The following is a 26,827-nucleotide window of genomic DNA, read 5'->3' on the forward strand; positions in this document are numbered from 1 at the left end:
CGTGCGGCAGCCTGCCTTATGTATTTTTCGCCATTACCAGATCTTGCCCGCAAGGAACCAGAAACGACCGCGATCCGCCGATATGGTTTCGTTGGATGATCGACCCAAGCCGATGCGACGTGCATAATCGATGCGCGCGAACCAGTCGGGCGCATTGTAGGCGAGACCGACACCCCACCCTTTGAGCGTCGTCGTGCTGCCGTCAAACGAACTGCGGCCTGCGTCGAGGTAGGTACTCGCGACAAGCCCTGGCACATCGGTGTAGTAACGGAACTCAACCGTGCCGAGTATCCCTTTATCCCCCGTGCCTGTACCCTGCGGATAGGCGCGTACGGCATTAGCACCGCCCAAATACATCTGTTCGGAACTATCGAGATTCTTCGATGCCGCCTGACCTGACAGTTTTACCATGACATCCGCCTGCTTGCCAAGCGACTGAACGGCTGTGACCTTTGCCTCCGCCTTCGTGAAGCCACCGTCTGTTCCCGCACTTTTCGCCAGTTTCTTTGCATACCACGAATCCGCCGTAACGTTGCCTGCTGTCAGCACGAAATTGTAGTTCAGCGAAAGGCCGCTCTTGCGGTCACGCCAGAAACCTTCGACGCCGGCATGGATATCGTGCGAATGCTTCTTGCTGTCCGCCATGCCGCCGAAAGCGTCCATATCATCCTTGAGGCTGCGATAATCGTAGCCGTAGGTAAGAGCGAGCTTTTCGTCCGTCGTATGGTAGATGGGACGGCTGCCGTATACGCTGATCGTATCCGCCGTGCCATGCGCTCCCAGACGCTTCAGAGGTCCGCCGACCTCATAGTCCATGCGGCTGTAGCCGATGCCGAGCGACGTGCCGCCGTGCCCTACAAGCGCTTCGTAGTTCACATAGTAATTGTGCAGCGACTTGTTGGAAATCAAGGCGCCGACATTGACCTTCGATCCCATGCCGTCGACGTTGTAGATCGAATGCTGTGCGCCGTAGCGGTAGCGTCCCGTAGCCTCGCTGCCATAGTTCTCGGCGTAGACGATGGTCGAGGACGGTTTGCCATCCTCAATGTGCACAGTCACGTCGCTCGTTCCGAACGATTTTCCCGCACTGAGCGTGCCGACGGCACGCGCTCCGCTGAAGTCGCTGATCGTGTAAAGCGCCGTCTCAAGATCCTTCGTGCGGATGATCTCGCCCTTCTTTAGCCCTGCAAGGAAACCCTGCGCCGCCGCATCCTTGAACCGGCTCTTGTTGTCGAGCTTCACATCACCGTAACGGCCAGGAATGACCTTGATGATGACATTCCCGTCCTCGGACTCCTGCGCGGGAAGGTAGGCGGCAGCAGCCGGATAGCCATGGCTGCGGCAGTACGCCGTGATCTGATCCTGCAGGTCGTTGAGCCCCGCAAGCGTCGTCTCCTTGCCGATGCGCGCTAAGAGAATGTCACGAATCTCGGCATTGTTGAACTTGATCTCGTCCTCGACGTCGAGCTGGATGTTCTTCACGAGGAACTTTACTTCGTTCGTCGCCGTGTTCTTCTTCATGTTGTTCTCGACGCCCGCCTCTGCCCCAGGCAGCGTCCCTTCGATGTCCTGCCCGGGCTTTGACAGCGAAGACGCGGCATATGCCGGCGCCGCCGCCGTGCTCGCGAGAAGCCCCAAGAGCACCGCCCTCGTCAAAGTATGGTGCAGCTTGTTTTTCATGCCAATGATCTCCCTTGCTCTAAATTCATGGATATGCTGCTTCGTGCAGTCTTCCTCCTAAAATAGGAGCCTGCCGGACGTATGCCCACCCGTTTGCAGGAAAAGCCAATCCATCAGACATAGCCTAGCTTTTTTCTTTTTCGACATGCACCTTTTGAAATCCTTCCCTTAGGATCATTTATTGTGCCTCGCGAGAAATTTTAATCCGCTGCCAGCCGTACACATCCTTCTGCGTATTTTGTATACAGTCGTTCCATTGACATGATTTTTCTCATGGTGTACGATGTAGGGGAAAAAGAAGTATCCCCCAAGCAGGAGGCACAGGAATGAGCATACATGAAGAATGCGGCGTATTCGGCGCATTTTCCCCCGAGCCGGCAAACGTCGCCGCGATGACGTATTACGGACTCTACGCGCTGCAGCACCGCGGCCAGGAGAGCTGCGGCATCACCGTGAACGACGACGGCGTCTTTTCCTCGCACAAGGATCTCGGACTCGTCAACGACGTCTTTTCGCACGAAGTCCTCTCGCGCTTCCCCGAGGGCACGATGGCCGTTGGCCATGTGCGCTACGGCACGACGGGAGCGACGAGCCGCCGCAACTGTCAGCCGCTCGCCATCAACCACCAGAAGGGCAAGCTGGCGCTCGCACACAACGGCAACCTCAGCAACGCCGATATCCTGCGCGATAAGCTCGAACTCGCGGGTGCAATCTTCCACACGACGATCGACACAGAGATCATCGCCTACCTCATCACGCAGGCACGGCTCAAGACTCCCTCCATCGAAGATGCGGTCAGTCAAACGATGAACCGCCTGGAGGGCGCTTATTCACTGTGTCTGATGTCGAGCGCCAAGCTCGTCGCCGTGCGCGACCCGCAGGGCTTCCGTCCGCTTTGCTACGGCAAGATGCCGGACGGCACCTGGATCGTCGCCTCCGAGAGCTGTGCGTTGAGCGCCGTCGGCGCCGAGTTCGAGCGCGACCTCCTGCCCGGCGAGATCCTCGTCTTCACGAAGGACGGCATGACGAGCCGCTTGGAACACTGTCATACGAAGCCTAGAAAATCGTGTGTCTTCGAGTACATCTACTTCGCACGTCCCGACTCCATCATCGACGGCGTTTCCATCCACGCGGCAAGGACGCGTGCTGGCGAGATCCTCGCCGCCAAGCATCCCGTCGACGCCGACGTCGTCATCGGCGTGCCCGACTCGGGACTCGACGCGGCGCTCGGCTACAGCCGCGCCTCGGGCATCCCCTACGGCATCGGGCTTATCAAGAACAAGTACATCGGCCGCACCTTCATCGCACCCGGGCAGGAAAACCGCGTCGACAAGGTGCGCATCAAGCTCAATCCCATCGCCGAAACCGTCTACGGCAAAAGGGTCGTGCTCATCGACGACTCCATCGTGCGCGGCACGACGAGCAAGCGCATCACCGACCTCATCCGCAAGGCGGGCGCGAAGGAAATCCACCTGCGCATCTCTGCGCCGCCGTTCCTCCATCCTTGCTACTACGGCACGGACATCGACTCTGCCGATCACCTCGTCGCCGCGCACCACACGCTTGAGGAAATCACGAAGATCGTCGGCGCCGACACCCTAGGCTACCTGCCGATCGAATCGCTGCCCGCACTCGCCGGCAACATCCCATGCTGCGATGCCTGCTTCAGCGGCGATTATCCGACGAGTATCCCGAAGAATACAAACAAAGACCGCTTCGAGAAGAAACTCTCCGAAAGCGAAGGTTAAGGAAGCGCTCCCTCGAAAGCGCACAAAAAAACCGCTGCCAGGCAGCGGTTTTTTCATGCATTTCTGCGCATCAGGGCGCGGAAATCGCGGAGACGGGACAGCCTTCCGCACACGCACCGCACTCAATGCACTTCTCCGGGTCAATCACGTACTGGGACTCACCCTCCGAGATCGCCTCGACGGGACAGGTACCGGCGCACGAACCGCACGAAATGCACTCTTCGCTAATCTTGTAAGCCATGACAGGACACCTCCTTTCGCAGCCGCGCTGCAAGCACGAGCTTTATCTTATCGCCTTCTCGCCTCTGCCGCACGACATAGGGAGACTGCTCATCTATCGGAAAAAAATCTCGTGTGGGACGTGTCCACTCCACCTCATAGAGGAATCCGAGCGCCTCAAGGCGCTCTTTCGCCTCCTGCCAGGGAATGCCCAAAACATCGACTTCTTCCATCAGACTTCCATGATTTCCTTTTCCTTGACGACGCGCGCATCTTCCACGGCCTTGATGTACTTGTCGACAAGCTTCTGCATGTCGTCCTGGCCCTTCTTCGCGTCGTCCTCGGTGATTTCCTTCGCCTTTTCGAGCTTCTTCATCTGCTCGTTCGCATCGCGGCGAATGTTGCGGATCGCGACCTTCGCATCCTCCGTCTTCTTGTTCAGCGACTTCACGAGTTCCGTGCGACGCTCCTGCGTGAGTTGCGGAATGGAAAGCCGTACCGCTGTGCCGTCAGAGTTTGGCGTGAGTCCGAGATCGGACTTCATGATCGCCTTCTCGATGTCGTGCAGAATCGTCTTCTCCCAAGGCGTGATCATGAGCATGCGCGGCTCGGGCACAGCGATTGCCGCGACCTGGCTCACAGGCGTGGGCTGACCATAGTAGTCGACCATCACGCGATCGAGGAGCGCAGGGGTTGCGCGTCCAGCGCGCAGCGAGCCGAAATCGCGGCGCAGCGCTTCGAGCGTCTTCTTCATGCGCTCTTCCTGTGCACTGAAAATATCCTTGATCATGCTTCCTCTCCCCCTACAATCGTGCCAATATCCTCGCCGACCGCAGCCTTGAGGATATTCTCATGCTTGTCAATGTTGAATACGACGATGGGAATCTTATTGTCCATGCAGAGACTCGTCGCCGTCGAGTCCATGACAGCGAGACCACGATTCAGGACCTCCATGTATGCGAGGCGGCTGAACTTCTTTGCCGCAGGATTCTTGCGCGGGTCAGAATCGTAGACGCCGTCAACCCCCTTCTTCGCCATGAGGATGACGTCCGCTTCGATCTCAGCAGCACGAAGAGCCGCGGTCGTGTCGGTCGAGAAGTATGGATTTCCCGTGCCTGCCGCCAGGATCACGACGCGTCCCTTTTCGAGATGGCGCACAGCCTTACGGCGAATGTACGGCTCGGCAATCTGACGCATCTCGATGGCGCTCTGCACGCGCGTATCGACATCGATATTCTCCAAAGAGCTTTGCAAGGCGAGCGAGTTCATGACGGTCGCGAGCATTCCCATGTAATCTGCCTGCGCCCGATCCATGCCCTTGTCGCTTCCCGCAAGACCGCGCCAGATATTGCCACCGCCGACGACAACGGCAACGTCAATGCCGTGCTCGCGCACCTTCTTGACCTCGGCCGCAATGGCGTCGACGGTCGGCAGGTCGATACCGAAGCCCTGATCTCCTGCGAGAGATTCACCGCTGAGTTTCAAAACGACACGCTTGTAGCTGGCAATATCCAAAATGAACGTCCTCCTTGCAGAAGTATCTTCCCATCTCGTTGCTTTCCTTCCCTATTCGACGAAGCTGGAAATAATCCTCTTCACTTTTCAGAAAACCGCCCTGCCGTTAGAACTTCCTAAGGTGTCGTGCATTTTCGCGACAACTTCCTGAAAATGGCAGGAAAAAGCTGCCGCACAGAAACATTTTTCATCCATCGCCATGCAGCAGCTTTTCTTATTCCAAATCTCTTAGCCCTTGATCTGAGCAGCGACCTCAGCCGCGAAGTCTTCCGACTTCTTCTCAAGACCTTCGCCAAGCTCGAAGCGCACGAAACGCTCGACCTTGACATCGCCGAGAACCTCCTGAACTTTCTTGTCAGGATCCTTGACGAAGGGCTGCTCCAGCAGGCACACTTCCTGATAGAACTTGTTGATGCGACCCTCGACCATGCGCTCCACGATCTTCTCGGGCTTGCCCTCTTCGAGAGCCTGCGCGCGCAGAACTTCCTTCTCGTGCTCAAGGTCTTCCGTCTTCACGCCCGAGCGGTCGATTGCCGTCGGCGCAGACGCTGCGATGTGCATGGCGACATCCTTGCCGATCTCCGCCGTGCCGCCCGAAAGGTCGACGAGCACGCCGATCTTGCCGCCCATGTGGATGTAGCTTGCAATGCGACCCGAAGCGTTCTCATAGCGCTCGAAGCGGCGCAGCGAAATCTTCTCGCCGATGCTCGCGACAGCTTCCGTGACGATTTCCGCCACCGTCTTGCCTTCAAGCGTGCTCGCATTCAAGGCGTCCAGGTCGGCAGGATTCGTCTCTGCGATGTGCTTGGCGATCTTGTCGCAAAGCACATGGAACTTCTCCGTAACGGCGACAAAGTCCGTCTCGCAGTTGATCTCAACGAGCGCCGCGACCTTCGCATCGTCCGCAACATAGGCTGCAACGACACCCTCGGAAGCGATGCGGCCGGCCTTCTTCTCAGCCTTCGCAATGCCCTTCTCGCGCAGGTAGTCGATCGCCTTGTCCATGTCGCCGTCGGTCTCCGTCAGCGCCTTCTTGCAGTCCATCATGCCTGCGCCCGTACGCTCGCGCAGCTCCTTGACCATCTTTGCGTCAATCTTTGCCATCTTGCGCCTCCTCGCCTGCACCTGCCTGACCCTGACGACCCTCGACGATGGCGCTCGCCATCGCGCTCGTCAAAAGGCGGACGGCACGGATCGCATCGTCGTTGCCCGGAATCACATAGTCGATCTCATCGGGATCGCAGTTCGTGTCAACGATTGCGACGATGGGGATGTTGAGTTTCTTCGCCTCAGCGACGGCGATGCGCTCCTTGCGCGGATCGACGACGAAGAGCGCTCCCGGCAGACGGTTCATCTCCTTGATGCCGCCGAGGAACTTCTCCAGCTTCGTCATCTCGTGACGCAGCTGCAGGACTTCCTTCTTCGTCAGAACGTCAAACGTGCCGTCCTCTTCCATGCGCTCGAGATCCTTCAAGCGGCGGATGCGCTTCTGGATCGTCTGATAGTTCGTCAGCATGCCGCCGAGCCAACGCTCGTTGACATAGAACATCTCAGCCTTCGTCGCCTCTTCCTTCACGGCGTCCTGCGCCTGCTTCTTCGTGCCGACGAAGAGAACGCTCTTGCCCTCTTCCGCCAAGCTGCGAAGGAAGGTGTACGCCTCGTCAACCTTGCGCACGGTCTTCTGCAAATCAATGATGTAGATGCCGTTCCTCTCCGTGAAGATATACTTCGCCATCTTCGGATTCCAACGGCGGGTCTGATGTCCGAAATGGACACCGGCCTCCAAAAGTTGTTTCATAGAAACTACTGCCATAATTGGTGCACCTCCTGTTTTTTCCTCCGCGCCCCTCATCCTCTGCACCACTCCCAAAGGAGCACAGGGCAGACGTCAGTGCGCGTGCGTTATAGACACCGTGAAGAATTTTAGCATAGATGGGGCAGAAAAGCAAGTGGGAAAATCACTCTTCCTTCGGCAAGATCGTGTAGCTTTCGAGCGCCATGACGTCCTTGGCGACGACGGTCAGGCGAAGAGCGAGTTCGGCGGCGAGGTGTGCGAGCGGCTCGGCGGTTTCCACGGCGCGTGCGATGCGGCTCGCTACTTCGATCTCATAAGCGCCCGCGTGCGCCTTGCTCTCCAAGCGGCGGATGTCGCGGCAGATTCGGATGGCGATCGTCTCGGGCGATTCGACCCTGCCCCGGCCGTGGCAGTAAGGGCACGGGCTGTAGATGATGCTCTCCAAGTTCTGCCGCGACTTCTTGCGCGTGATCTCGATGAGGCCGAGCGCCGTGATGTCGACGATGTTCGTCTTCGTGCGGTCGAAGCGCACGCGGTCGCGCAGGAAGGCGAGGAGCTTTTCCTTCTGCTCGTCTGTGTCCATGTCGATGAAGTCGACGAGGATGATGCCGCCGATGTCCCTGAGGCGGATCTGCTTCAAGATCTCAGCCGCCGCTTCGAGGTTCGTGCGGTAGACCGTGTCGCCGAGGTTCGCCTTGCCGACGTAGCGCCCCGTGTTCACGTCGATGGCGGTCAGCGCCTCCGTCTTGTCGATGACGATGGAGCCGCCCGAGGGAAGCACGACCTCGCGCTCGCCGAGGCGCTCGATTTCTTCCTCCACGCCGTAGCGGCGAAAGAGCGGTTCGCGCTCCTCGTAGAGATGGACTCTTTGTGCAAGCTCGGGCGAGATGGATTCGACGAGTTCCTTCACGCGACGGCAGGCGTCGGCGTCATCGATGTAGAGCGCATCAATCTCTTCTGTGAAGGAGTCGCGCACGAGGCGCACGATAAGGTCGGCATCGCGGTAGAGGAGCGCCGGCGCCTTCGCCATCTTGTTTTTCGCCTGCAGGGTTTGCCAGAGGCGCACGAGGCGGTCGACGTCCTCTTGGAAACTCTCCTCCGTCTGCCCGTGCGCCGCCGTGCGGATGATGAGTCCCATGCCCGCCGGGCAGATGCGCGCGGCGATCTCCCGAAGCCGCGCACGCTCGGCCTCGCCTTCGATGCGCCGCGAGATGCCGATGTAGGCGGCCGTCGGCATGAGTACGACGTTCCTGCCCGGAATCGACAGGTGCATTGTCGCGCGCGGCCCCTTCGTGCCGATGGCGTCCTTCGTGATTTGTACGGGCAGCCGCTGGCCGATGTGGATGCGTGCGGCGGGCGTCGTTTTCTGTGCGCCCTCGTGCGGCACGCCGTCGCCGATGTAGAGGAAAGCATTCTTCTCCCAACCGATGTCGACGAAAGCCGCCTGCATGCCCGGCAGGACGTTCTGCACCTGTCCCTTGTAGATGTTGCCGACGAGATGCGACTGCGACTCGCGCTCTACCTCGACCGCCAGAAGCTCGTCGTTTGCCACGATCGCCATGCGCGTCTCTTCGGGAGCGCAGTTTACAAGAATGGTTTTCATCACATCAACTCCATCGATGGGTATCGGTCTTACGATTCGATCAGGGTGAAAAGGTCTTTGCCGCCCGAGAGGAGCGCCGTGCGGCAGATCTGGGCCTCCCTCGGCTCGACGGCGAGACCGAAGTCGTGCGCTAGAAGCCCGATCGCCTCGCCAGGCTTCAGACTTCCCGCAGGCGTGACGGCGATGGCGAGAAAGAGCAGCAGGCAGCCACCCTCTTTTTCGACGCGGATTTCCTTCAGGTACGCCTTCGCATCGACCTCGCGGGTCTTCTTCGGCAGGACGCGCCGATAGATGGCCTCGGGCGCAGCGAAAAAGGCGGCGACAGCGCGCCGCGCCGCCTCCTCCGCGCCCGCATAGGGCACGCGCACGCGGTACTCGGCGCGGTCGACCGCCGCCATCAGCGACTTCGCCTTGCCCTCGTACGGGACGAGGCGACCGAGGCGCACGCCCGGCGGCAGGGCGGCGGCGAGCCTGTCCCACGCCTCGGGCTGCGCGACGGGGCGCGACAGTTCCACATCCATGACCTCCGCCTCGCTCGTCACACCCACGGCGAGCGCCGAAGCGAACGAGAACTTCATGTGCGGGTTGAACCCCTCCGAATAGGCGACGGGCAATTTGGCGCGGCGGATCGCCCGCTCGATGAGTGCAGCGTAATCGAGATGGGAGATGAAGCGGATCTCCTCGCCCTTCGTCAAGAGTGCGCGCAGCTTCATGCCTCTGCCCTCCAATCGACGACGTCGCAGCCAAGCTCGGGACAGACGCCGCAGCCCGTACACGTTTCGCGCCGGCAGTCATGCGTGAGCGCCGCCTCCTGTGCACGCTGCCACTCGCGGCGCAAAAAGTCCTCAGACACGCCAGGGCTCGTGTGCGCCCACGGCAGGGCTTCTTCCAGATCGCGCGTGCGCCGGCTGTAGAACTCGGGCGCAACGCCGCAGCGGCAAAAGGCGTCCTTCCAAACCTCGTCCTTGAACTGATCCGTCCAGCCGTCGAACTTCGCGCCGTTTCGCCACGCCGTCTCGATGACGGCTGAGAGCCTGCGATCGCCGCGTGACAGCGCTCCTTCGAGGACGCTTGCGCGTGCGTCATGGTAGTGAAACGAGATCGCGCGGTCGCGTATGCTCTCCTTCAAGAGCCGCTGTCTTCGCTCGAATTCTTCCTGCGGCACCTGCGCGAACCACTGGAACGGCGTGTACGCCTTGGGCACGAAGCACGAGACGGACACCGTGACCTTGACGCCGCGCTTCCCCTTGACTTCCTTGTAGCAGTCGACGACTTTTTGCGCGAGTTCTGCGATGCCGACGATATCCTCGTCCGTCTCGGTCGGCAGACCCATCATGAAGTAGAGCTTGACCGCCTTCCAGCCCTGCTCGAACGCCGTGCGCACCGAGTGCAGCAAGTCGTCTTCCGTCACGTTCTTGTTGATGACGTCTCTGAGGCGCTGCGTGCCCGCCTCAGGTGCAAACGTCAGGCCGCTCTTTCGCACCTGCTGCAATCGCTCGGCGATGTCGACAGAGAAGCTGTCGATGCGCAAAGACGGCAGGGAAAAGCTCACGCGCTCGCCCTGAGTGCCGGCAAGAAGCCCGTCGACGAGCGGCGAGAGGCACGAGTAGTCGGCGGACGAGAGCGACGTCAAGGACATCTCGTTGTAGCCCGTCGAGTCGAAGAGCGTGCGCGCCAGGGATTCGAGCGTCTCGGGACGGCGCTCGCGCACGGGGCGGTACGCCATGCCCGCCTGACAGAAGCGGCAGCCGCGCGTGCAGCCGCGGAAAAGCTCCAGCATGAGGCGGTCGTGCACGATGCCGAGGTACGGCACGACGGGCTTTTCCAAAAAGGGCGCGGCATCGAGATCCTTGACGACGCGCCGATAGATTTGCGGCGAAGCTGCCTCATCGAGGATGCGAAGCCCTGTGAACATGCCCTGCGCATCGTACTCGGGCGCATAAAAGGACGGCACGTAGACGCCCGGAATCCGCGCAGCGCGGCGCAGGAAGCCGCGCCTGCCGTCCGGGCGACCCTCCTTCTTCCAGGCGATCAAGGCGTCGCACACCTCGACAACGATTTCCTCGCCGTCGCCGAGCACGAAGAAGTCGAAGAAGTCGGCGATTGGCTCCGTGTTGTATACGCAAGGGCCGCCGCCGATGACGAAGGGCTGCTCGTCCGTGCGCTCCGCCGCATGGAGCGGCAGCCCTGCGAGGTCAAGCATGTTGAGCGTGTTCGTGATAAGGAGTTCGTATTGCAGCGAGAAGCCGAGGATGTCGAAGGAAGAAACCTCGCGGAAGGTTTCGAGCGAAAAGAGCGGAATGCCGCGGCGGCGCATTTCCTCTTCCATATCGAGCCAGGGCGCATAAACACGTTCCGCCGCGATGTCATCGCGGCGGTTCAAAATCTCATAGAGAATCTTCAGCCCGAGGTTTGACATGCCGACCTCATAGACGTCCGCCATCGCGAGCGCGATGCGGCAAAGGACGGCGGCGGAGTCCTTCGGCTGCGCGTTCCATTCACCGCCCGTATAGCGTGCGGGTTTCTCGACAGCCTGAAGCATCTCCTGTTCCAACTTGACCATAAATCCTCCCTGGAATAATTCCTTTCTCAGAATACAAACTTTGCCTTGCGCATGTGGATGTTGAGCAAGATCGTGATCGCGATCAAATTCGTCGTCAGCGAACTGACGCCGTAGCTCATGAGCGGCAGCGGTATGCCCGTGACGGGCATGATCCCCGTCGTCATGCCGACGTTGACGAGCACATGAAAGGCGAGCATCGAGGTGATGCCGACGGCGAGCAGCCGGCCGAAAGTGTCGCTCGCGTCACGCGCGATCTTCACGCCGCGCCAGAGCACGACGAGGTACAAAAGAAGCAGCGCCGCCGCACCGACGAAGCCCAGTTCCTCGCCGACGACGGCGAAGATAAAGTCCGTGTGGTTCTCGGGCAGGAAGTTCAGCTGGCTCTGCGTACCGCCGAAAAGCCCCTTGCCGAAGATCAGACCCGAGCCGATGGCGATTTTCGACTGAATGATGTGATAGCCCGAGCCAAGCGGGTCGACGCTCGGATCGAGAAAAACCTTGAGGCGCATCTTCTGGTAATCCTTCAAAAAGAGCCAGAGGAGGGGCGACGCCGCTATGCCCGCCGCAAAGCCTGCCGCAAGTATGCGAAGGTTCACGCCCGCGACGAACATCATGCCCAAGAGAATGGCGATGAAAACGAGCGACGTGCCGAGATCGGGCTGCTTGAGGACGAGGAAGAACGGCAACGCCACATAGCCGACGACGGGCAGGATGTCGCTTACGGTATTGAGCTTTCCCACGCGATCTTCCAGCATCGCAGCAAGCGCGATGATCATGATGATCTTCGAAAACTCCGACGGCTGCAGGGTGATGGGGCCGAGCTGAATCCAGCGCTGTGCGCCGAGCGCCGTCTGGCCGATGATCATGACAAGGAGAAGCATGACGGCATTGAAGATGTAGAGATTCTTGCCATAGTTCTGCAGTGCCTTGTAGTCGAAGTTCATGAGGAATATGGCGAAGAGCACGTTCAAGACGACGAATGCGCCCTGCTTCTGCACGAACCAGTAGTGATCGCCGCCCGCCGTATTGATGTGCGTGGCGCTGCCGATGACGATGAGGCTCATGACGATGATCGCCGCCGTCGCACCGATCAACGTGAAGTCCATGCGCCTGAGCCAACGCTTGTTCATTTTCCCCTGCGCCTCCTAGCGTCTGCTGCTTTCCTTGGGCTTCATTCGGCTCACGGGAATATTCGCGATGAGCGCGACGGAATCCTGATCGTTGGCGAGCGAGATCTCCATGTCCTTCTGATTGATCTCCACATAGTTAGAAATGACGTGGATGATGTCGGTCTTGATCTTGTCCATGACCTCGGGCGAAACGCTCAAGCGATCGTGGATCAGGACGACCTTCAAACGATCATGGGCGATCTCGCGCGACGACTTGCCCTGCTTGCCGAAAATCTTGAGCAAAGCTTCAATCATCACGCTTCCCCCTTCCGAGGATCATGTTCTTGAGCCGCTGCAGGAAGCTCTCGTTCGGTGCTTCAAGAAAGGGCACATCCTCGCCCATGATGCGCGAAACGACGTTGGCATACGCCTTGCCCGCGAGCGAGTTCGCATTGTCAATGACCGGCTCGCCGCGGTTCGCCGAATCGATGACCTTCTCATCGTCGGGAATCTGTCCGATGCACGGCAGGGACAGGATGTCGTTGATCGCATCCATGTCGAGCATCGTGCCGTCCTTGACCATCTGCGAGCGAATGCGGTTGACGACGAGCTTGATCTCCTTGCCGTCGTTCTGCAGTCTGCCGATGATCTTATCGGCATCGCGCACGGCGGCGATCTCGGGCATCGTGACGACGATCGCCCAATCCGCTGCGATGACCGCCGTCTGGAAGCCCTGCTCGATGCCCGCCGGGCAGTCGACGAGGATGTAGTCGAACTCCTCCTTCATCTCAGCGATGAGCTCCTTCATCTGCTCGGGTTCGATCGCCGACTTGTCCGCGACCTGTGACGTCGGCATCAAAAAGAGCGTCTCATACTTCTTGTGGCGCACGAGCGCCCGCTTGTACGTCGTGCGCTTCTGGATGACGTCGACGAGCGTATAGACGATGCGGCGTTCGAGTCCTAGGAGCAAATCGAGATTCCTGAGCCCCGTATCGGTGTCGATGAGCACGACCTTCTTGCCGCGCTTCGCGAGTCCCACGCCAATATTCGCCGTGGTCGTCGTCTTGCCGACTCCGCCCTTGCCTGAGGTGATAACGATAACTTCTGCCATCGGCTGCTTCCTACCTTTCTATCGGTTCAATCACGATTCGTCCATCCTGCACGCTCGCCCTTTCGGCAAGCTCCGGCTTCTCATACTGCTCGGGCGACTGCGCTATGACATCGGCGATGCGGATCTGCACGGGCATCAGGTGATCCGCGATGATGATGGCGTCCCTGTCGCCATAGGCGCCCGCATGGACGATGCCGCGGCAAGTGCCGCGAATGTCGATGCTGCCGCCTGCGATGACCTGCGCCCCGGGGTTCACGTTGCCGAGAACGAGCACCGAGCCTTGGCTCTGCACCTCTTGCCCGCCGCGAAGCGTGCGGTTCACGACGAGCATCTGCACGTCCTTCTTGTCCGCGTCCGGCTCTGTCTTCATCTCGGAAGACTCCGCCTTCTTCCTGCCGAGGACGGCTCCCGCCCGCGCCGCTGCCGCCGCCCCACTCACCGCGCTGACGACAGGCTTCTTTGCATCAGCTTCTTCCTTCATCTCACGGAAGTACAAACCGTGCTGCAGGAAGAGCTTCTTCAGAGCGAGGCTTTCCTTCGCCGTGAACGTCCCCGTGCGCCACTCGATGACCGTGCCGCGCCGAAAGAACAGGGCGCTCGATTCCAGCTTTTCACGAATCTCGCGCTCAACAACAGAAAACTCGGGCTTTCCCACCAGCACGAGCAGAAGCCCCGTCTTCAGCCCCTTGAACAATACGCTTTCTTTCTCCATGATTTCCTCGCTTTTGCGTGCGTGTGCGACGATGCGCCGCACAAAGGGTCAAGAAACGGCTTCGGTGCATTTGCCCTGTCGTTTCTCCTTGCTGTAATACGATTCTATTATATCAAGATTTCTGCCGCGCCGCCACTTCTTGACGAACAGCTTTGACTTCGGGCGTATCGAGGCCAAAAGCCGCGTCGAGGATCTTCTTGCCGATCGGCACGGCGGACAGAGAGCCGAAGCCGCCCTGCTCGACGATGACCGCGACGACGATCGTCGGGTTGTTGAACGGCCCATAGGCAACGAACCAGCCGTGGTCGCGCCCGTGCGAGTTCTCCGCCGTCCCCGTCTTGCCCGCGATGTCGACGGGATACTTCGCGCCAAAGGCCGCCGCCGCCGTGCCGTACTTCGTGACGTCCCTGAGTCCCTGCTGCACGAGCGCGATGACCTCGGGGCGCACATCGAGCCTGCCGATGCGCTTGGGCTTTATCGTCTCAACCGTATTGCCGTCAGGTCCTACGATGCGCTGCACAAGATGCGGCTGATAGCGGTCACCGTTCGCTGCAATCGTCCCCATGATGGCGGCCGCCTGCAGCGGCGTCACAAGGTCGAATCCCTGCCCGATCGCCGCATCGAAGGTCTCCGACAGATACCAGTCGTCCTCGTAGACCTTCTTCTTGTACTCGCGGCTCGGCACGAGACCTTCGGCCTCGTAGGGCAGGTCAATGCCCGTCTTCGAGCCGACGCCGAACATGCGCGCATACTCGCCGAGGCGGTCGACGCCAAGTCGATTGCCCATCTCATAGAAGTAGACGTTGTCCGAGTGGGCGAGCGCCTGGATGAAATTGATAGGGCCGAGCGCTTCGCCGCCCGCATTGCCCTTTGGGATGATCCAATGACGTCCCGAGTCGTAGATGATCTCATTCGGCGAGACGACGTTTTCCTGCAATGCGGCTGTGCCCGTGACGATCTTGAAGGTCGATCCCGGCGGATACTCGCCTGTGATCGCCTTGTTGTCCATCGGATGATACGGATTCTCGTTGATAACCTTCCAATCCTTCGTCGATATGCCATTGACGAAGAGGTTCGGATCAAAGGACGGACGGCTCACGAGGGCGAGCACCTCGCCCGTCTGCGGATTCATGACGACCGCCGCCGCCGCGTTGGCGCCGATGGCAGAAAGCTGCTGATCGATAGCGCGTTCGGCGGCGACCTGGATCGTCGCATCGATCGTGAGGACGAGGTCGTTGCCCGCGATCGGCTCCTTCGTACCGAGATTGTTCACGGGCTTGCCCGCGACATCAACTTCGACCTGCCTGCCGCCGTCCGTGCCGCGCACCGTCTTGTCGTAGACGCGCTCCAAGCCAAACTTGCCGACGATGTCGCCCGACTTGTAGCCTTCCGCCTTGCGCTTTTCCAGTTCCTCGTTGCTGATCTCGCTGACGTAACCGAAGACGTGCGCCCCCCACGTCTTGTAGACGTAATCGCGGATCGGCTGCGCCTCTATCATGACGCCCGGATACTTGTCGCGCTGTTCCTCTATGATCGTATAGACCTCAGGGCCGATGTCCTGCTTGATGCGTATGGGATCGAAGCCGACATGCGCGTCGATCTTCTTGTGAATCTCTTCCGTCGGCACATGAAGGAGCACGGACAATCGCTCGATGACGTCCTCGGGAATCGTACCCGACAGTGGCAAGAGCGACACGGTGAAGCTCGGGCGGTTCATGACGAGAGGCGTGCCGTTGCGGTCGAAGAAATTGCCGCGCGGCGCGACGCTCGGGATGATGCGAATGCGGTTGCCGTCCGCAAGGCTCGCATAATAGTCGCCATCGTAGATTTGGAGATAGACGAGCCGCAGCAGAAGCACGGCGATGACGGCGACGATGACGCCGCCGAGCACATGCATGCGCCCTGCATACTCGTTTTCATTTTCTTCCAAAGGTATATCTCCCCATTCAGACAAGAAGACGCCCCGCAAGGCGCCTTGATCTTTTCCCTGAGAGGCGCTGCGCCCCGGCCGCTACTTTCGCCGCCCCAGCCACGACTGCATGCGGCTCGCCGCGCGATAGACGGGGTAGGCGAAAAGAACGTTCCAGCAAAGCGCCGGAAGAAGTGTCTTGACAACATAGAGCAGACTGAAGCCGTAGCCGAGAAGCAGCATGAGAACGAGCACAAAGAAATAGTGCGCGGCCGTCGCCCACATCGTCGCCATCGCAGGCAGGAACACGGGATCCTTGAACACGTTGCGCGAAAATGCGCCCGTGGCATAGCCGATGATCGTCAGGGCGAAGACGTCCATGCCGAAGAACATGCCCGTGGTGAGATCCTGCAGGAGTCCCGTCATGAAGCCCAGAAAAGCACCGCGGCGCGCCCCGTAAAGGAGGCTCCACGAAACGGTAAGAACCAGCATGAGGTTCACCGAAACGCCGTTCCAGGAAAATACGGGGAAAAATGAGGTCTGCAGGACGAAGAGTGCGATCACGAACGCAAGCCAAAAGAAGATCCTGCGGTAGCTGATCATGGCCGCGCACCTGCCTCGCGCTTCTGTGCGCCCTGCGGCTGCACGGCAGGCTGGGCGTTCTGCTGTTTCGCCGGCTGCTTCGGCTGCGCCGGTGCGGCCGGCTGAGCGGGAGCAGGCGCAGGCTGCGATGCCGCACGCTTCGCCGCTTCTGCTGCCGCCTTCTCTGCCGCCGGATCCGTCTCCGTGCCCGGCGTCTGCGCGGGCGGCGTGATCGGTGCGGGCGGCGCCTCGCGCGACGCCACGATGACGGCGACATCCTCCAAACGCTGGAAGTCGACGGCAGGCTCTAAGACGGCGTACTTCAACAGGCCGCCCTCGTCGTTCTTCAACGCTTTGACCGTGCCGACGAGAAGCCCCTTCGGATAGACGCCGCCGTAGCCCGACGTCACGACGACGTCGTCCTCGACGACATCGGCGGACTTCGGAATGTTTTTCATGCGCGGCATCAGGGGATTGGCTGGATCGCCCTCGACGATGCCCGCGACGCGCGACTCCTGCCGCTGCACGATCGTGCCGACGGCGGCGCGCGGGTCGAGGATCAGCCGCACCTTCGAAGAGTACGGCGCGGCCTCAACGACGACGCCGACGAGTCCCTTCTCCGTCACGACGGGCATGTTCTCATGCACGCCGCTCGATGTACCGCGGTCGATGACGATGACGCCCGACCACGTCGCATAGTCGCGCCCGATGACGCGGGCTGCCACGAGGTCGAACTGCGTCTTCGTCTGCTTGTAGCCGAGAAGCGCCTTGAGGCGTGCATTTTCAGCAAGCGCTTCGTTCGCTTCGAGATTCTGCACGCGCAGCCCTTCCACCTCGTTCTTCAGCATACGATTCTGGTCGTAGACGTAATAGACTTCCCAAAACTCCGTACCGAGGCTGTGGATCTTGTCTCCCACCCAGGCCGTCGCGGACTGGAGGGGACGCAGCACCGTCTCGGCGGCGCGGCTCAGGAAGGGGGACTGAAACCTGCCCTTTCCCGCAAAGAACACGAGGCAGAGGACGCAGACGAGCGCAACGAGGAGCAGCCAGACCTTGCGGTTCGAGTCCTGGTCGTCTCTGCGTATGCGGCTCATTGTCTCAACTTCTTAGAGATCATCACGACGCGCTTTAGAAGCTCGATGTTTTCAAGCGACTTGCCCGTGCCTTCGCCGACACAGGACAAGGGGTCTTCCGCGATGAGGACGGGCATGCCCGTCTCGTGGCTCAGCAGTTTATCTAGGTTCGTCAGGAGCGCGCCGCCGCCCGTCATCATGATGCCGTGATCCATGACGTCGGCCGCCAGCTCCGGCGGCGTCTTTTCAAGCGTGCCTTTGACAGCGTCGACGATCTTGTAGATCGGCTCATTCAGAGCATCCCTGACCTCGCTCGCGCGGATCGAGAGCGTCTTCGGCAGACCGCTGACGAGGTCGCGTCCGCGGATGTCCATTTCACGGTCAACGTCGGGCGTCACGATGGCGGAGCCGATCGTGATCTTGATTTCCTCCGCCGTGCGCTCGCCGATCATGAGGTTGTACTGGCGCTTGATGTACTGCACGATGGACGAATCCATCTCGTCGCCGCCGATGCGGATCGAGCGGCTCGTGACGATGCCGCCGAGCGAGATGACGGCAATCTCCGTCGTACCGCCGCCGATGTCGACGACCATGCTTCCCGTCGCTTCCTCGACGGGAAGCCCTGCGCCGATCGCCGCCGCCATCGGCTCTTCGATGAGGTAAGCTTCACGCGCTCCCGCCTGCTGAGCCGCATCGATGACAGCACGTTTTTCGACCTCGGTCACGCCCGAAGGCACGCCGACGACGACGCGCGGGCGCACGAAGGACTTCGTATTCATCGACTTTCGGATGAAGTACTTGAGCATCGCCTGCGTCACGTCGAAATCGGCGATGACGCCGTCCTTCATTGGACGGATGGCGATAATGTTGCCCGGCGTCCTGCCAATCATGCGCTTCGCGTCCTCACCGACAGCGAGCACCTCGCCGTTCTCACTCTTTATCGCTACGACAGACGGCTCGCGCAGAACGATGCCCCTGCCTTTCACATGCACCAATGTATTCGCGGTTCCAAGGTCGATGCCCATATCGCGGGACAAGCCACCAAAAAGACTCCACATGTTGAAATAAAACTCCCTTCTCTTCACACGCATCCCATAAAACACGTCTGCAAAAATCTGTCAAAAAGCCTCGTCAATCATAGATATAATGGCTGATGAAGATACGAGTTCTATTGTATCATACCTTCTTCTTTTAGGGAAATAAATTTATCATAACCTACGATGACGTGATCGAGCACGGGGATGTCCATGATCTCCCCCGCCTCCACCATGCGGCGCGTCACGGCGAGATCCTCGCCGCTCGGCGCAGGATCGCCCGACGGATGATTGTGGACAAGGATGACGGCCGCCGCCGACTGCTCGATCGCCGCCTGGAACACCTCGCGCGGATGAACGACGGAAGATGTGAGCGTTCCCACGGAAATCGTCTTCAAGGCAAGGATGTGGTTTTTCGCATTCAAAAGCAGCACGGCGAAGTGCTCCCTGCGCTCGAAGCGAAAGCGCGGCATGACGTAGGAAGCGGCGTCGGCAGGGCCGTGCACGACCGTTCGCTCCTCTGCCGCCTTGAGCGCGAGGCGCCGTCCAAGTTCGACGGCGGCAAGGATCGTCGCCGCCTTCGCCATGCCCACGCCCTTGATGGACGAAAGCTCCTTCGCGCTCATCTGCGTGATGGCGGCGAGTCCGCGCTCCTTGTAGAGCGCGAGCACCTTCTCGGCGACGCGGAGCACCGAGTCGTCCTTGACGCCCGTGCGCAGGAGGACGGCGAGAAGTTCCGTGTTGGAAAGGCTCGCCGCGCCCTCGGCCAGAAGCCTTTCGCGCGGCCGCTCGTCGGCGGGCAGATCACGCACGAGAAGCGTCATAGAGATCGACCCCCGCTTTTTCTGCAAGATGAGCCGCCGCATGAAGCGGCAGTCCGACGACGTTCGAGAACGAACCTTCGATGCGTTCGACAAAGACGGCGGCACGCCCCTGCACCGCATAGGCTCCCGCCTTCCCCAGAGGCTCGCCCGTAGCGACGTAACGCGCGATCATCTCTTTTGAAAGCGCGGCAAAGAAGACGCGCGTCTTCTCGACCGTCGAGAACTCTTGGCCGCCCCTGCACCAGGCGACGCCCGTCAGAACGTCGTGCGCACGCCCCGAGAGCGCGGCGAGCATCTCGTGCGCCTCCCTCTCATCTGCAGGCTTGCCGAAGATGCGTCCGGCGAGCGCGACGACGGTATCAGCGCCGAGCACGGGAAGCGCCGCGTGCGCCGCCACGGCGCGTGCCTTGGCGAGCGCATTGACGCGGACAAGCTCCTCCGCCATCTTCGCCTCGCGCACCTCTTCAGCCTCGCTCACTTCCACGCGGAACGAAGCGCCGATCTGCGCGAGAAGATCGCGGCGGCGCGGCGAAGCCGATGCCAGGATGAACATGAATATTCCTCCTCAATAACGTCGGAAAAGAACGAGCGCGACGATGACGCCGACGAGACTCATGATGTTCGGCGTGAAAGAAAGGCCGAAACTGACGCTGACGACGAAGAGATCGATCGCCACGGGCGCCAAGACGAACGCCGGATGCGTCTCGGAAAGAAGCGGCGCAATCGAAGAAAGCGCCTCCACGCCGCGCAGAGCCTCACCCAAGAGTCCACCGAGCACCGCGCCGGTAAAAACAAATACGGCGCACATGCCAAAGCCGCGCCCCGAAGAAAATTTCACAGAAAATCCCTCCAAAGGAAACACCGCTTGCCTCGACGATTCAGGAAATCGCTGATCCCCTCAATCGCCCATTTTTGCACATTCAGGCGACTTCATTTATCAGCGATCCTTCAGCGAATGCATCGACAGTCAAACGGCGCTGCACAATGATTTTAATTGCTTCTGCCTCTTTTCTAGCCGCGCGACATAAATCCTGCTCGACTAAGGTCATTTCTTTCACGTGCCGCACAGAAAAAAGAAAGCCTCCCCCGCAAGCGAGGGAGGCAAAAAGACCGATTACATCAGATAGCGCAGGTAGACGTAGACCGTCGACGTGAGGATCGTCAGGATCATCAGCGGGAAGCCGACCATCATGAAGCGGACGAACGTCATGGGGATGCCCCTCTCCGCCGCCATGCCCGCGACGATGACGTTCGCAGATGCACCGATGATCGTGCCGTTGCCGCCGAGGCAGGCGCCGAGCGCGAGGCTCCACCAGACCGGCTCAAGATTCGAGACGCCCATCGCGCCCATATCCTGAATCAGCGGAATCATCGTCGCAACGAACGGAATGTTGTCGAGGAAAGCCGAAACGATCGCGCTCATCCAGAGAACGAGCATCGACGTCTTCGTCACGTCACCGCCCGTGAGATTGACGCCATGCACCGCGAGATCGCGGATGACGCCCGTTTCCACGAGGCCACCGACGGCGATGAAGAGACCGATGAAGAAGAAGATCGTCGGCCACTCGACGCCGTGCATCGCGTGCTCGACGAACTCTTCCTTGCCGACCAGAAGGAGCAGGAGGAACGCGCCCGCAATCGCGATGAGCGAAGACTCAAGGCCCGTGAGCGAATGGAGGAAGAACATCAAGATGACCAGTCCGAGCACGAACAGACACTTCCTGAGAAGCGGGATGTCTTTGAGCTCGTCCCACTCGTTCTCCTGCATCACGAGAGCCTTGAGTTCGGGCTTCGTCGTCAAATGCTTGCGATAGAGCAGAACGAAGATCGCCGTGATGAGGATGAGGTTGATGATCGAGATGATCGCAAGGTTCTCAATGAACGCTGCAAACGTCAGTTCCTTGACGGCGCTGCCGATCATGATGTTCGGCGGATCGCCGATGAGCGTCGCCGTGCCGCCGATATTCGAGGCGATGACCTGCGCCAAAAGATACGGCATAACATCGACATGGAGCTTCGTCGTGATGCTGAACGTGACCGGCACCATCAAGAGAACCGTCGTCACGTTGTCGAGAAACGCCGAGCAAACAGCCGTGATCAGTGACAAGTAGACCAAGAGATTCACGGGGTCGGCCTTCGCCTTTTTCGCCGCCCAGACGGCGATAAAATTGAAGAGTCCCGTCTTGCTCGTGATGGCGACAATGATCATCATGCCGATCAGAAGCCCGAGCGTGTTGAAATCGATGTGGTGAACGGCGGTCTCCTGCGTCATGATGCCCATGACGATCATGAGGATTGCGCCGATCATCGCAATGATCGTGCGATGGATCTTCTCAGAGACGATCACCGCATACATCGCAACGAAGATGATACCAGCTATTGTTTCCTGTTCCATAAAAACCTCCTTGAATTTGACTGCCTGCCGGACAGTCTCCTGCACCTTTCTGTCCGCCCTCCCCCGTCAAGCTGGAGAGGCAGAAGAACGACGGACAGCCGACCGAAAAATAGACGGAGCCCTTGATTGAACAGACTCCGCCTAAATTTCACTTATTGAATTGTCCTGCGCCTATTATAGCAGATTATCGTAAGTTTGGAAAGAGTCCTTGTATATTTATATTATTTTTTCTTATTTCTTCTCGGAGCAGATGTTTTCTCTGTCGTTTTCATCAGGATTCCGCCAGATGGCGCAAGAAAAAAATCCGCAGAGCATACGCTTTGCGGATTTTTGTTTCAGCTTCTCTCACACGCTTCCATCACGAATCATCATGCGCGGAACTTGCGCTTACGAGCCGCCTCGGACTTCTTCTTGCGCTTGACGCTCGGTTTCTCGTAATGTTCACGTTTCCTAACTTCTGCCAAAGTACCAGCCTTCTGGCAGGTACGCTTGAATCTGCGGAGAGCACTGTCGATCGTTTCGTTCTTTCCTACTTTGACCTCATTTGCCATTGTTCTTCCCCCCCTCCACTAGATTTGGGGCGCACGGGAAGGCAGGCATGAAAATTGCCAACACTGCATCGTGCACGCTAACATTATACATGATTTCCCTTTTTGATGTCAACCATCAACCAGGCGGCCATTGCATGGAACGTCCGCCCAAGAGATGAAAGTGCAGATGCCCGACGGTCTGCCCGCCTTCCTCGCCCGTATTGACGACGACGCGGAAGCCTTTTTCCGCAAGTCCCAGTTCCTTTGCAAGCTGCGGCACGACATCGACATGGATGTGCGCGACGAGTGCCCTGTCCTCCTGCGTCAAGTCGAGCAGACTCTTGATATGCTTCTTCGGAATGATGAGTACATGCACGGGCGCCTGCGGCTCAAGATCCTTGAAGGCGATGACGGAATCATCTTCGTAGACCGCTGTCGCGGGAATCTCCTTCGCCGCGATACGGCAAAAAATGCAGTCTGCCATCTTTTCCACCTCCCTTCAAAAATCGCTGTAATCTTCGCCCTTATCACCATCATTCGACTTTCATGGCGAAAAACCTGCCGCCAGAGAAAAGATTGGGAAGAAAAGCTCCGTTTTCAACGGTTGTCTAACTCTTCGATAGGGTTGTCTAGCATTTAGCTTTTTTATGACTATTTTGGAATTTTTGTGTCCAGTTTTTGTTGACAAGTGCACCAAGATAAAAGCATTATCCCTAATAACACAAAAAACCCGAGGAATTCCGCGCACCAAATATCGACGGCGAAATTTTTCTCGGGTATGTTTTTGAATAGAGCAACGGATCTCAAAACCACTCGGCAAACACGTCTTACAGTGCCAGAATCTCCGCACGCGTCAAACCACTCGACTTCTCGATCACCTCGACAGGGACGTTCAGCGCGAGCAAGGAACGTGCCATATCGATCATTCCCTCACGGTGTCCTTCAATGCGACCTACCTCGCGCCCCTCTTCCAATTTCTTCTCTCCGAATTTTTCCATCAGTTCGCACATAGCATTTACCCCCTCTGCTTCTGCTTTAAAGTAATCCGCTCTTTGGGCAAGTTCTTTGTAATTCATCTGCTCCGGACGCTCGCAAAAGAAATCCTGCATCAGCCGTCCAAGCGGCGTATCATCACGGTTCGACCCGTTGACGTAGAGGATATGTGCTCCATCATCAAACGGTCGCTGAAGCTCCTCTATGATTCGCTCCACATGGTACAGAGGAAATCCCTCTTCATAGATGTCATTTTCATGTTTCCGGAAGGCCAGAAATTTTAGCAACAAAAACCCGAGAGATGCCACACACCGAATGTAACCAGTAGCTTTCTCTCGGGCAAAATGTTGAGGAACAGTCGATCTTCTCTTATGCTCCTGTTGACCCTGCCAAGCGTTCAACTTCTTCCTGGGACAACTGTGTTGCTTCAGCAATCTGGGAAAGTGTGAGTTTCCCCAAAGCAATTAAAGCCGCCGCCGTCCGACGAGCCGATTCGACACGTCCCTCAGCACGCCCCTCAAGGCGTCCTTCCATACGCCCTTCTTCCAATTTCCTCTCGCCGAATTTCTCCATCAGTTCGCACATGGTATGTACCCCCTCTGCTTCTGCCTTAAAGTAATCCGCTCTTTGGGCAAGCTCCTTATACTTCATCTTTTGGGGATTCTCACAGAAGAAATCCTGCATCATGCTGACCTATCCAAGAAGCAAGTGCAAAGCATGCAGCTGATTGGTTAATAGGTCGTATGCGAAAACGTCCCGCAAGTCAAATCCGAAGGATGCAGACGAGCGGTCGACGTTGACCGCTCGTCCCGAGCGGCGTATCATCGCGATTCGCGCCGTTGACATAAAGGATACGCGCCCCATCATCAAACGGTCGCTGAAGCTCTTGGATGATTCGCTCCACATGGTACAGAGGGCAGCCAGCTCCGTAGATGTCATTTTCCGTGATGAAGATCACCCATGTTTCGGGAAGCGCGGAAAAATCCGCTCCTTTTGCCAATGCACGCGAGTCCATCATGCTGCTGTTGTATCGCGCCCGACGCGGGATCGCTCCTTCGTTTGCACGCTGCACCTCGCAGTCGTAGAGCTTCCCCTCGCTGTCCTCCGCCAACACGTCAAAGCGCACGCCGCGACCATAGAGATTGTCCGCGCTCTGCTGTGTGACGACATGCTTGACAACGAGATCGTCGCGGTCAAAGAAGATACGCAGCAGGAGCTGCATTCCCTCGACATAGTTGTCAAAACATACGTTGAAAAACGTATCATCTATCAGACGGAATTTCTGAATCAGCACACCATATTCCGCAGGAATCTCCTTCTTGCTTATCCTCACCGCGCCTATAAGCCTCCTCACCTTGTTCTACTATCATGGTATGCACTACGGCAGAGATTGTCAAGGCTGAAAATTTCGGTGAAACATCCAGGGGCGTCAAAAATCCGAGTCCTAAAAATGCTCGTGATGCCAGTTCCCGTAAGGCTTCATGAACTCTGATATTTTTCCTTTCGGGTGCACCATAGGGGTGTCAAAGGCTTTGACACCCCTGCCAGTTGGTCGAGCTTCCATCGAGCGAAAAATCGCTGACCATCGTCAAAAATCAACGGGCTTCCAGACAAGGAGATCTCTGAAAGCCCTTGCAGACTGTGGTTTCACAGCGTATGACGGCGATAGCCTTTGTATCATTTTCACGCATTAGACATCCGTCTTACCCATAACTTTGATACAATCTAACGATGCACCCTCCACTTGGCAAAGACGGCGTCCGTCACATCTCAGATCACCAAAGACGGTCGCAAGATTCGTTGGCAGACAGATGCACCGGACGATTGCCAAACGGAGCCCTACCGCATACCATTGTCGGAAAAAATGGCGGCTAGCTCGGGATTCTCCTTTAGATATTGCTCCGAGATGCGATCCCAATCGAAGGCTGTGACGCTCGGGATCAGTCGTTTTTTCTCTTCCGCTTGTTCCCGTTCTGAGAGTTTGCCGTCTTCTCCCTCGCCCTTGTCGTCTGCGATACGGTGAAGGGTTCGTAAGCTCTTCTTATATGCTTTCATGCCATCATCAAGGTCAGTCTTCTTCTCGGCAATGAGCTGTGAAAGGTCTGTAGGATTCTCCGCTTTCTTATCCTTTTTGCCTCCCGTATGATCTTCTCCAAGCATGGCAGAGAGAAGCTCTTCCATATTTTTCGCCTTGCGGCTCATCTCTTGGAAGAATCCGTATGCCGCTGTCTTTTCATTGAAATATCTGCCCGCCTTTTTTGGCATGTTACTCAGCGTGTCTGGTTTCATGCCGAGATAGTCACGGTATTCTTTTATAAGCCCAGCGCTTTCTTCGTGTGTAAGAAAATCATTATCCTTGCCAATCATTGTATTTCCCACAAGGGATCGAAGCTTGTTCACCAGTGGATTTTCGCATTTGGGATCAAGCGCTCCCAAGCGATCAAGAATACTGTTCAAATACGGATCGCCCAGCAAGGTATGCCCCAAAGCCTTTTGATGATGCCCATAGGCATTGAGCTGTCGGATCACCTCCACACGAATGCTGCCGACTGCCAAACCAGGATTTTTACTGCCAAGCTGCAAAATACCTCGGATGCCATTTTCTAAATCGCGCATCGTTCTGGATAAAGAAGCGCGCTCATAATCCGAATAAAAATCATGATACATACTATCTTCAAGCGGCTCAACCGAAGCCATCTCCCACGTTTCCACCCGTTGAGCAGGCGCTTGATTTGCCGCTGCAAGCTTTCTCCCCTCGTCGCTGATGGAAACCTCATGCGCGAGCGACTGGAAGGACGACGATTCTCTTTTTATCGAACCTTCCCCCTGTAAGGATGCCGCCACGGATTTCCTGTCCCCTGCCCGACTCATAGCCTGTGTATTTTGTGCCGCTATATTCTTCCCCACGATCGCACGATTATCGTTCGCATGAATTTTCATCTTCATTCGCCTCCCTGCACATTGATCTTCTTCGTTATATTTATCGTTTCCTCGCAGAAAACCTTAAGGAAACGCTGATAAAATGAAGTCGCCCAGATTTGCACAGATGCGCTGTATCTCTCGAGGAGACAAACCGGAGGCGTAGCGGTGCTACGTCGAGGATTTGTCGACGACGAGAGGACAGCGCAGATGCGTGAAGATGGGTGGCTGAATTTATCAGTGGTTCCTATTACAATAGATTTATAGATCAGGGAAGCGGTACGCGACCGCTCCTTGTCTACCTCATTACCTAAGCTGTAGAATGAGAGTGCATTGGTCTGACGCGTGATTCCTGGAACATTACGTCCGCAATTAAGTCCGTCATCCATCCTCCCATTCCCAGCAGTTCGTTTTATGCAGGTAGAACTGCGCTTCTGCACGTTCGTGTCAACCCTCAATAGATCGAATCGGCAATGAGGAGTTTGGTTTACCATTGCTACAAATCTATTGTTT

The 26,827-nt window shown here is 58.0% G+C and carries 27 protein-coding genes and 3 pseudogenes; 1 reads left to right on the forward strand and 29 read right to left on the reverse strand.

From position 1 onward, the window contains the following. Positions 1–33 precede the first annotated feature (33 nt). Complete coding sequence (locus tag HMPREF1153_RS09615) at positions 34–1,680, reverse strand: ShlB/FhaC/HecB family hemolysin secretion/activation protein (protein WP_009646790.1); 1,647 nt, start codon at positions 1,678–1,680, stop codon at positions 34–36. Positions 1,681–2,006: 326 nt separating this feature from the next. Between HMPREF1153_RS09615 and purF the strand changes: the two genes are divergently transcribed. Next, positions 2,007–3,428, forward strand: coding sequence for an amidophosphoribosyltransferase (gene purF / locus HMPREF1153_RS09620; protein WP_009646792.1), 1,422 nt, complete (start codon positions 2,007–2,009; stop codon positions 3,426–3,428). Positions 3,429–3,498: 70 nt separating this feature from the next. On the opposite strand, the gene HMPREF1153_RS09625 is transcribed toward purF, so the two are convergent. From HMPREF1153_RS09625 to HMPREF1153_RS09755, 28 genes and pseudogenes are all read right to left on the reverse strand, one after another. Continuing rightward, positions 3,499–3,669 (reverse strand): DUF362 domain-containing protein, encoded by a 171-nt coding sequence (locus HMPREF1153_RS09625; protein ID WP_009646785.1) that lies wholly within the window; start codon positions 3,667–3,669, stop codon positions 3,499–3,501. Beyond that, positions 3,653–3,880 carry a PASTA domain-containing protein gene (locus tag HMPREF1153_RS09630; protein ID WP_006193491.1) on the reverse strand — a complete coding sequence of 76 codons (228 nt, stop codon included), beginning with the start codon at positions 3,878–3,880 and terminating at the stop codon, positions 3,653–3,655. Before HMPREF1153_RS09630 ends, HMPREF1153_RS09625 begins: the two co-directional genes overlap by 17 nt. Beyond that, positions 3,880–4,437: a ribosome recycling factor gene (gene frr / locus HMPREF1153_RS09635; RefSeq protein ID WP_009646793.1), complete on the reverse strand. Its 558-nt coding sequence runs from the start codon at positions 4,435–4,437 to the stop codon at positions 3,880–3,882. Before frr ends, HMPREF1153_RS09630 begins: the two co-directional genes overlap by 1 nt. Beyond that, positions 4,434–5,162, reverse strand: coding sequence for a UMP kinase (gene pyrH / locus HMPREF1153_RS09640; protein WP_009646779.1), 729 nt, complete (start codon positions 5,160–5,162; stop codon positions 4,434–4,436). The genes frr and pyrH overlap by 4 nt, the downstream gene beginning before the upstream one ends. Before the next feature lie 228 nt (positions 5,163–5,390). Beyond that, entirely contained in the window at positions 5,391–6,266 is an 876-nt protein-coding gene (gene tsf / locus HMPREF1153_RS09645) for a translation elongation factor Ts (protein ID WP_009646772.1), read from the reverse strand. Further along, a complete protein-coding gene (gene rpsB / locus HMPREF1153_RS09650; protein WP_009646782.1) occupies positions 6,253–6,975 on the reverse strand; it encodes a 30S ribosomal protein S2 in 723 nt (240 codons plus the stop codon). The genes tsf and rpsB overlap by 14 nt, the downstream gene beginning before the upstream one ends. Positions 6,976–7,120: 145 nt before the next feature. Further along, a complete protein-coding gene (locus HMPREF1153_RS09655) occupies positions 7,121–8,560 on the reverse strand; it encodes an Rne/Rng family ribonuclease (protein WP_009646786.1) in 1,440 nt (479 codons plus the stop codon). A gap of 29 nt (positions 8,561–8,589) precedes the next feature. Then, entirely contained in the window at positions 8,590–9,273 is a 684-nt protein-coding gene (locus HMPREF1153_RS09660) for a TIGR03936 family radical SAM-associated protein (RefSeq protein ID WP_009646794.1), read from the reverse strand. Then, complete coding sequence (locus tag HMPREF1153_RS09665) at positions 9,270–11,123, reverse strand: TIGR03960 family B12-binding radical SAM protein (protein WP_009646768.1); 1,854 nt, start codon at positions 11,121–11,123, stop codon at positions 9,270–9,272. Before HMPREF1153_RS09665 ends, HMPREF1153_RS09660 begins: the two co-directional genes overlap by 4 nt. A 26-nt stretch (positions 11,124–11,149) precedes the next feature. Next, the gene (rodA, locus tag HMPREF1153_RS09670) at positions 11,150–12,253 is read right to left on the reverse strand and encodes a rod shape-determining protein RodA (RefSeq protein ID WP_009646787.1); all 1,104 of its coding nucleotides are present in this window, start codon (positions 12,251–12,253) and stop codon (positions 11,150–11,152) included. Between the two features lie 15 nt (positions 12,254–12,268). Beyond that, complete coding sequence (gene minE / locus HMPREF1153_RS09675) at positions 12,269–12,547, reverse strand: cell division topological specificity factor MinE (RefSeq protein WP_006193614.1); 279 nt, start codon at positions 12,545–12,547, stop codon at positions 12,269–12,271. Beyond that, a complete protein-coding gene (gene minD, locus HMPREF1153_RS09680; RefSeq protein ID WP_009646778.1) occupies positions 12,540–13,343 on the reverse strand; it encodes a septum site-determining protein MinD in 804 nt (267 codons plus the stop codon). The genes minE and minD overlap by 8 nt, the downstream gene beginning before the upstream one ends. A 10-nt stretch (positions 13,344–13,353) precedes the next feature. Next, positions 13,354–14,055: a septum site-determining protein MinC gene (gene minC / locus HMPREF1153_RS09685; RefSeq protein ID WP_037370517.1), complete on the reverse strand. Its 702-nt coding sequence runs from the start codon at positions 14,053–14,055 to the stop codon at positions 13,354–13,356. Positions 14,056–14,167: 112 nt separating this feature from the next. Next, positions 14,168–15,952: a penicillin-binding protein 2 gene (gene mrdA, locus HMPREF1153_RS09690; RefSeq protein ID WP_369791806.1), complete on the reverse strand. Its 1,785-nt coding sequence runs from the start codon at positions 15,950–15,952 to the stop codon at positions 14,168–14,170. Between the two features lie 114 nt (positions 15,953–16,066). Beyond that, entirely contained in the window at positions 16,067–16,567 is a 501-nt protein-coding gene (gene mreD, locus HMPREF1153_RS09695) for a rod shape-determining protein MreD (protein WP_009646784.1), read from the reverse strand. After that, a complete protein-coding gene (mreC, locus tag HMPREF1153_RS09700) occupies positions 16,564–17,640 on the reverse strand; it encodes a rod shape-determining protein MreC (protein ID WP_009646781.1) in 1,077 nt (358 codons plus the stop codon). Before mreC ends, mreD begins: the two co-directional genes overlap by 4 nt. Next, positions 17,637–18,677, reverse strand: coding sequence for a rod shape-determining protein (locus HMPREF1153_RS09705; RefSeq protein WP_037370520.1), 1,041 nt, complete (start codon positions 18,675–18,677; stop codon positions 17,637–17,639). The genes mreC and HMPREF1153_RS09705 overlap by 4 nt, the downstream gene beginning before the upstream one ends. Positions 18,678–18,787: 110 nt before the next feature. Next, positions 18,788–19,477, reverse strand: a complete 690-nt coding sequence (radC, locus tag HMPREF1153_RS09710; RefSeq protein WP_009646788.1) for a RadC family protein — start codon at positions 19,475–19,477, stop codon at positions 18,788–18,790. Next, entirely contained in the window at positions 19,458–20,030 is a 573-nt protein-coding gene (locus HMPREF1153_RS09715) for a Maf family protein (protein ID WP_009646791.1), read from the reverse strand. The genes radC and HMPREF1153_RS09715 overlap by 20 nt, the downstream gene beginning before the upstream one ends. Before the next feature lie 12 nt (positions 20,031–20,042). Continuing rightward, positions 20,043–20,315 carry a DUF4321 domain-containing protein gene (locus tag HMPREF1153_RS09720; protein ID WP_013740575.1) on the reverse strand — a complete coding sequence of 91 codons (273 nt, stop codon included), beginning with the start codon at positions 20,313–20,315 and terminating at the stop codon, positions 20,043–20,045. Positions 20,316–20,397: 82 nt separating this feature from the next. Next, the gene (locus HMPREF1153_RS12800) at positions 20,398–20,535 is read right to left on the reverse strand and encodes a hypothetical protein (RefSeq protein ID WP_009646776.1); all 138 of its coding nucleotides are present in this window, start codon (positions 20,533–20,535) and stop codon (positions 20,398–20,400) included. A gap of 56 nt (positions 20,536–20,591) precedes the next feature. Further along, positions 20,592–21,872 carry an ArsB/NhaD family transporter gene (locus HMPREF1153_RS09725; RefSeq protein WP_037370522.1) on the reverse strand — a complete coding sequence of 427 codons (1,281 nt, stop codon included), beginning with the start codon at positions 21,870–21,872 and terminating at the stop codon, positions 20,592–20,594. Positions 21,873–22,240: 368 nt separating this feature from the next. Then, positions 22,241–22,423: a 30S ribosomal protein S21 gene (gene rpsU, locus HMPREF1153_RS09730; protein ID WP_006193396.1), complete on the reverse strand. Its 183-nt coding sequence runs from the start codon at positions 22,421–22,423 to the stop codon at positions 22,241–22,243. Between the two features lie 115 nt (positions 22,424–22,538). Further along, positions 22,539–22,886: a histidine triad nucleotide-binding protein gene (locus HMPREF1153_RS09735; protein ID WP_009646795.1), complete on the reverse strand. Its 348-nt coding sequence runs from the start codon at positions 22,884–22,886 to the stop codon at positions 22,539–22,541. A gap of 343 nt (positions 22,887–23,229) precedes the next feature. Then, positions 23,230–23,652, reverse strand: a pseudogene (locus HMPREF1153_RS09740) (nuclease); the annotation flags it as partial. Between the two features lie 112 nt (positions 23,653–23,764). Beyond that, positions 23,765–24,082 (reverse strand): annotated as a pseudogene (locus HMPREF1153_RS09745) (nuclease); the annotation flags it as partial. Positions 24,083–24,199: 117 nt separating this feature from the next. Next, a pseudogene (locus tag HMPREF1153_RS09750) lies at positions 24,200–24,728 on the reverse strand (PD-(D/E)XK nuclease family transposase); the annotation flags it as partial. Positions 24,729–25,234: 506 nt separating this feature from the next. After that, complete coding sequence (locus HMPREF1153_RS09755; protein ID WP_009646770.1) at positions 25,235–26,341, reverse strand: hypothetical protein; 1,107 nt, start codon at positions 26,339–26,341, stop codon at positions 25,235–25,237. Between the last annotated feature and the right edge of the window lie 486 nt (positions 26,342–26,827).

This window comes from Selenomonas sp. CM52, assembly GCF_000292955.1.
Taxonomy (GTDB): domain Bacteria; phylum Bacillota; class Negativicutes; order Selenomonadales; family Selenomonadaceae; genus Selenomonas.

Coding starts and splice junctions, on each gene's coding strand:
- HMPREF1153_RS09615 (WP_009646790.1), bottom strand. CDS start 1,680: ATGAAAAACAAGCTGCACCATACTTTGACGAGGGCGGTGCTCTTGGGG.
- purF (WP_009646792.1), top strand. CDS start 2,007: ATGAGCATACATGAAGAATGCGGCGTATTCGGCGCATTTTCCCCCGAG.
- HMPREF1153_RS09625 (WP_009646785.1), bottom strand. CDS start 3,669: ATGGCTTACAAGATTAGCGAAGAGTGCATTTCGTGCGGTTCGTGCGCC.
- HMPREF1153_RS09630 (WP_006193491.1), bottom strand. CDS start 3,880: ATGGAAGAAGTCGATGTTTTGGGCATTCCCTGGCAGGAGGCGAAAGAG.
- frr (WP_009646793.1), bottom strand. CDS start 4,437: ATGATCAAGGATATTTTCAGTGCACAGGAAGAGCGCATGAAGAAGACG.
- tsf (WP_009646772.1), bottom strand. CDS start 6,266: ATGGCAAAGATTGACGCAAAGATGGTCAAGGAGCTGCGCGAGCGTACG.
- rpsB (WP_009646782.1), bottom strand. CDS start 6,975: ATGGCAGTAGTTTCTATGAAACAACTTTTGGAGGCCGGTGTCCATTTC.
- HMPREF1153_RS09655 (WP_009646786.1), bottom strand. CDS start 8,560: ATGAAAACCATTCTTGTAAACTGCGCTCCCGAAGAGACGCGCATGGCG.
- HMPREF1153_RS09660 (WP_009646794.1), bottom strand. CDS start 9,273: ATGAAGCTGCGCGCACTCTTGACGAAGGGCGAGGAGATCCGCTTCATC.
- HMPREF1153_RS09665 (WP_009646768.1), bottom strand. CDS start 11,123: ATGGTCAAGTTGGAACAGGAGATGCTTCAGGCTGTCGAGAAACCCGCA.
- rodA (WP_009646787.1), bottom strand. CDS start 12,253: ATGAACAAGCGTTGGCTCAGGCGCATGGACTTCACGTTGATCGGTGCG.
- minE (WP_006193614.1), bottom strand. CDS start 12,547: ATGATTGAAGCTTTGCTCAAGATTTTCGGCAAGCAGGGCAAGTCGTCG.
- minD (WP_009646778.1), bottom strand. CDS start 13,343: ATGGCAGAAGTTATCGTTATCACCTCAGGCAAGGGCGGAGTCGGCAAG.
- minC (WP_037370517.1), bottom strand. CDS start 14,055: ATGGAGAAAGAAAGCGTATTGTTCAAGGGGCTGAAGACGGGGCTTCTG.
- mrdA (WP_369791806.1), bottom strand. CDS start 15,952: ATGCATGTGCTCGGCGGCGTCATCGTCGCCGTCATCGCCGTGCTTCTG.
- mreD (WP_009646784.1), bottom strand. CDS start 16,567: ATGATCAGCTACCGCAGGATCTTCTTTTGGCTTGCGTTCGTGATCGCA.
- mreC (WP_009646781.1), bottom strand. CDS start 17,640: ATGAGCCGCATACGCAGAGACGACCAGGACTCGAACCGCAAGGTCTGG.
- HMPREF1153_RS09705 (WP_037370520.1), bottom strand. CDS start 18,677: ATGTGGAGTCTTTTTGGTGGCTTGTCCCGCGATATGGGCATCGACCTT.
- radC (WP_009646788.1), bottom strand. CDS start 19,477: ATGACGCTTCTCGTGCGTGATCTGCCCGCCGACGAGCGGCCGCGCGAA.
- HMPREF1153_RS09715 (WP_009646791.1), bottom strand. CDS start 20,030: ATGTTCATCCTGGCATCGGCTTCGCCGCGCCGCCGCGATCTTCTCGCG.
- HMPREF1153_RS09725 (WP_037370522.1), bottom strand. CDS start 21,872: ATGGAACAGGAAACAATAGCTGGTATCATCTTCGTTGCGATGTATGCG.
- rpsU (WP_006193396.1), bottom strand. CDS start 22,423: ATGGCAAATGAGGTCAAAGTAGGAAAGAACGAAACGATCGACAGTGCT.
- HMPREF1153_RS09735 (WP_009646795.1), bottom strand. CDS start 22,886: ATGGCAGACTGCATTTTTTGCCGTATCGCGGCGAAGGAGATTCCCGCG.
- HMPREF1153_RS09755 (WP_009646770.1), bottom strand. CDS start 26,341: ATGAAGATGAAAATTCATGCGAACGATAATCGTGCGATCGTGGGGAAG.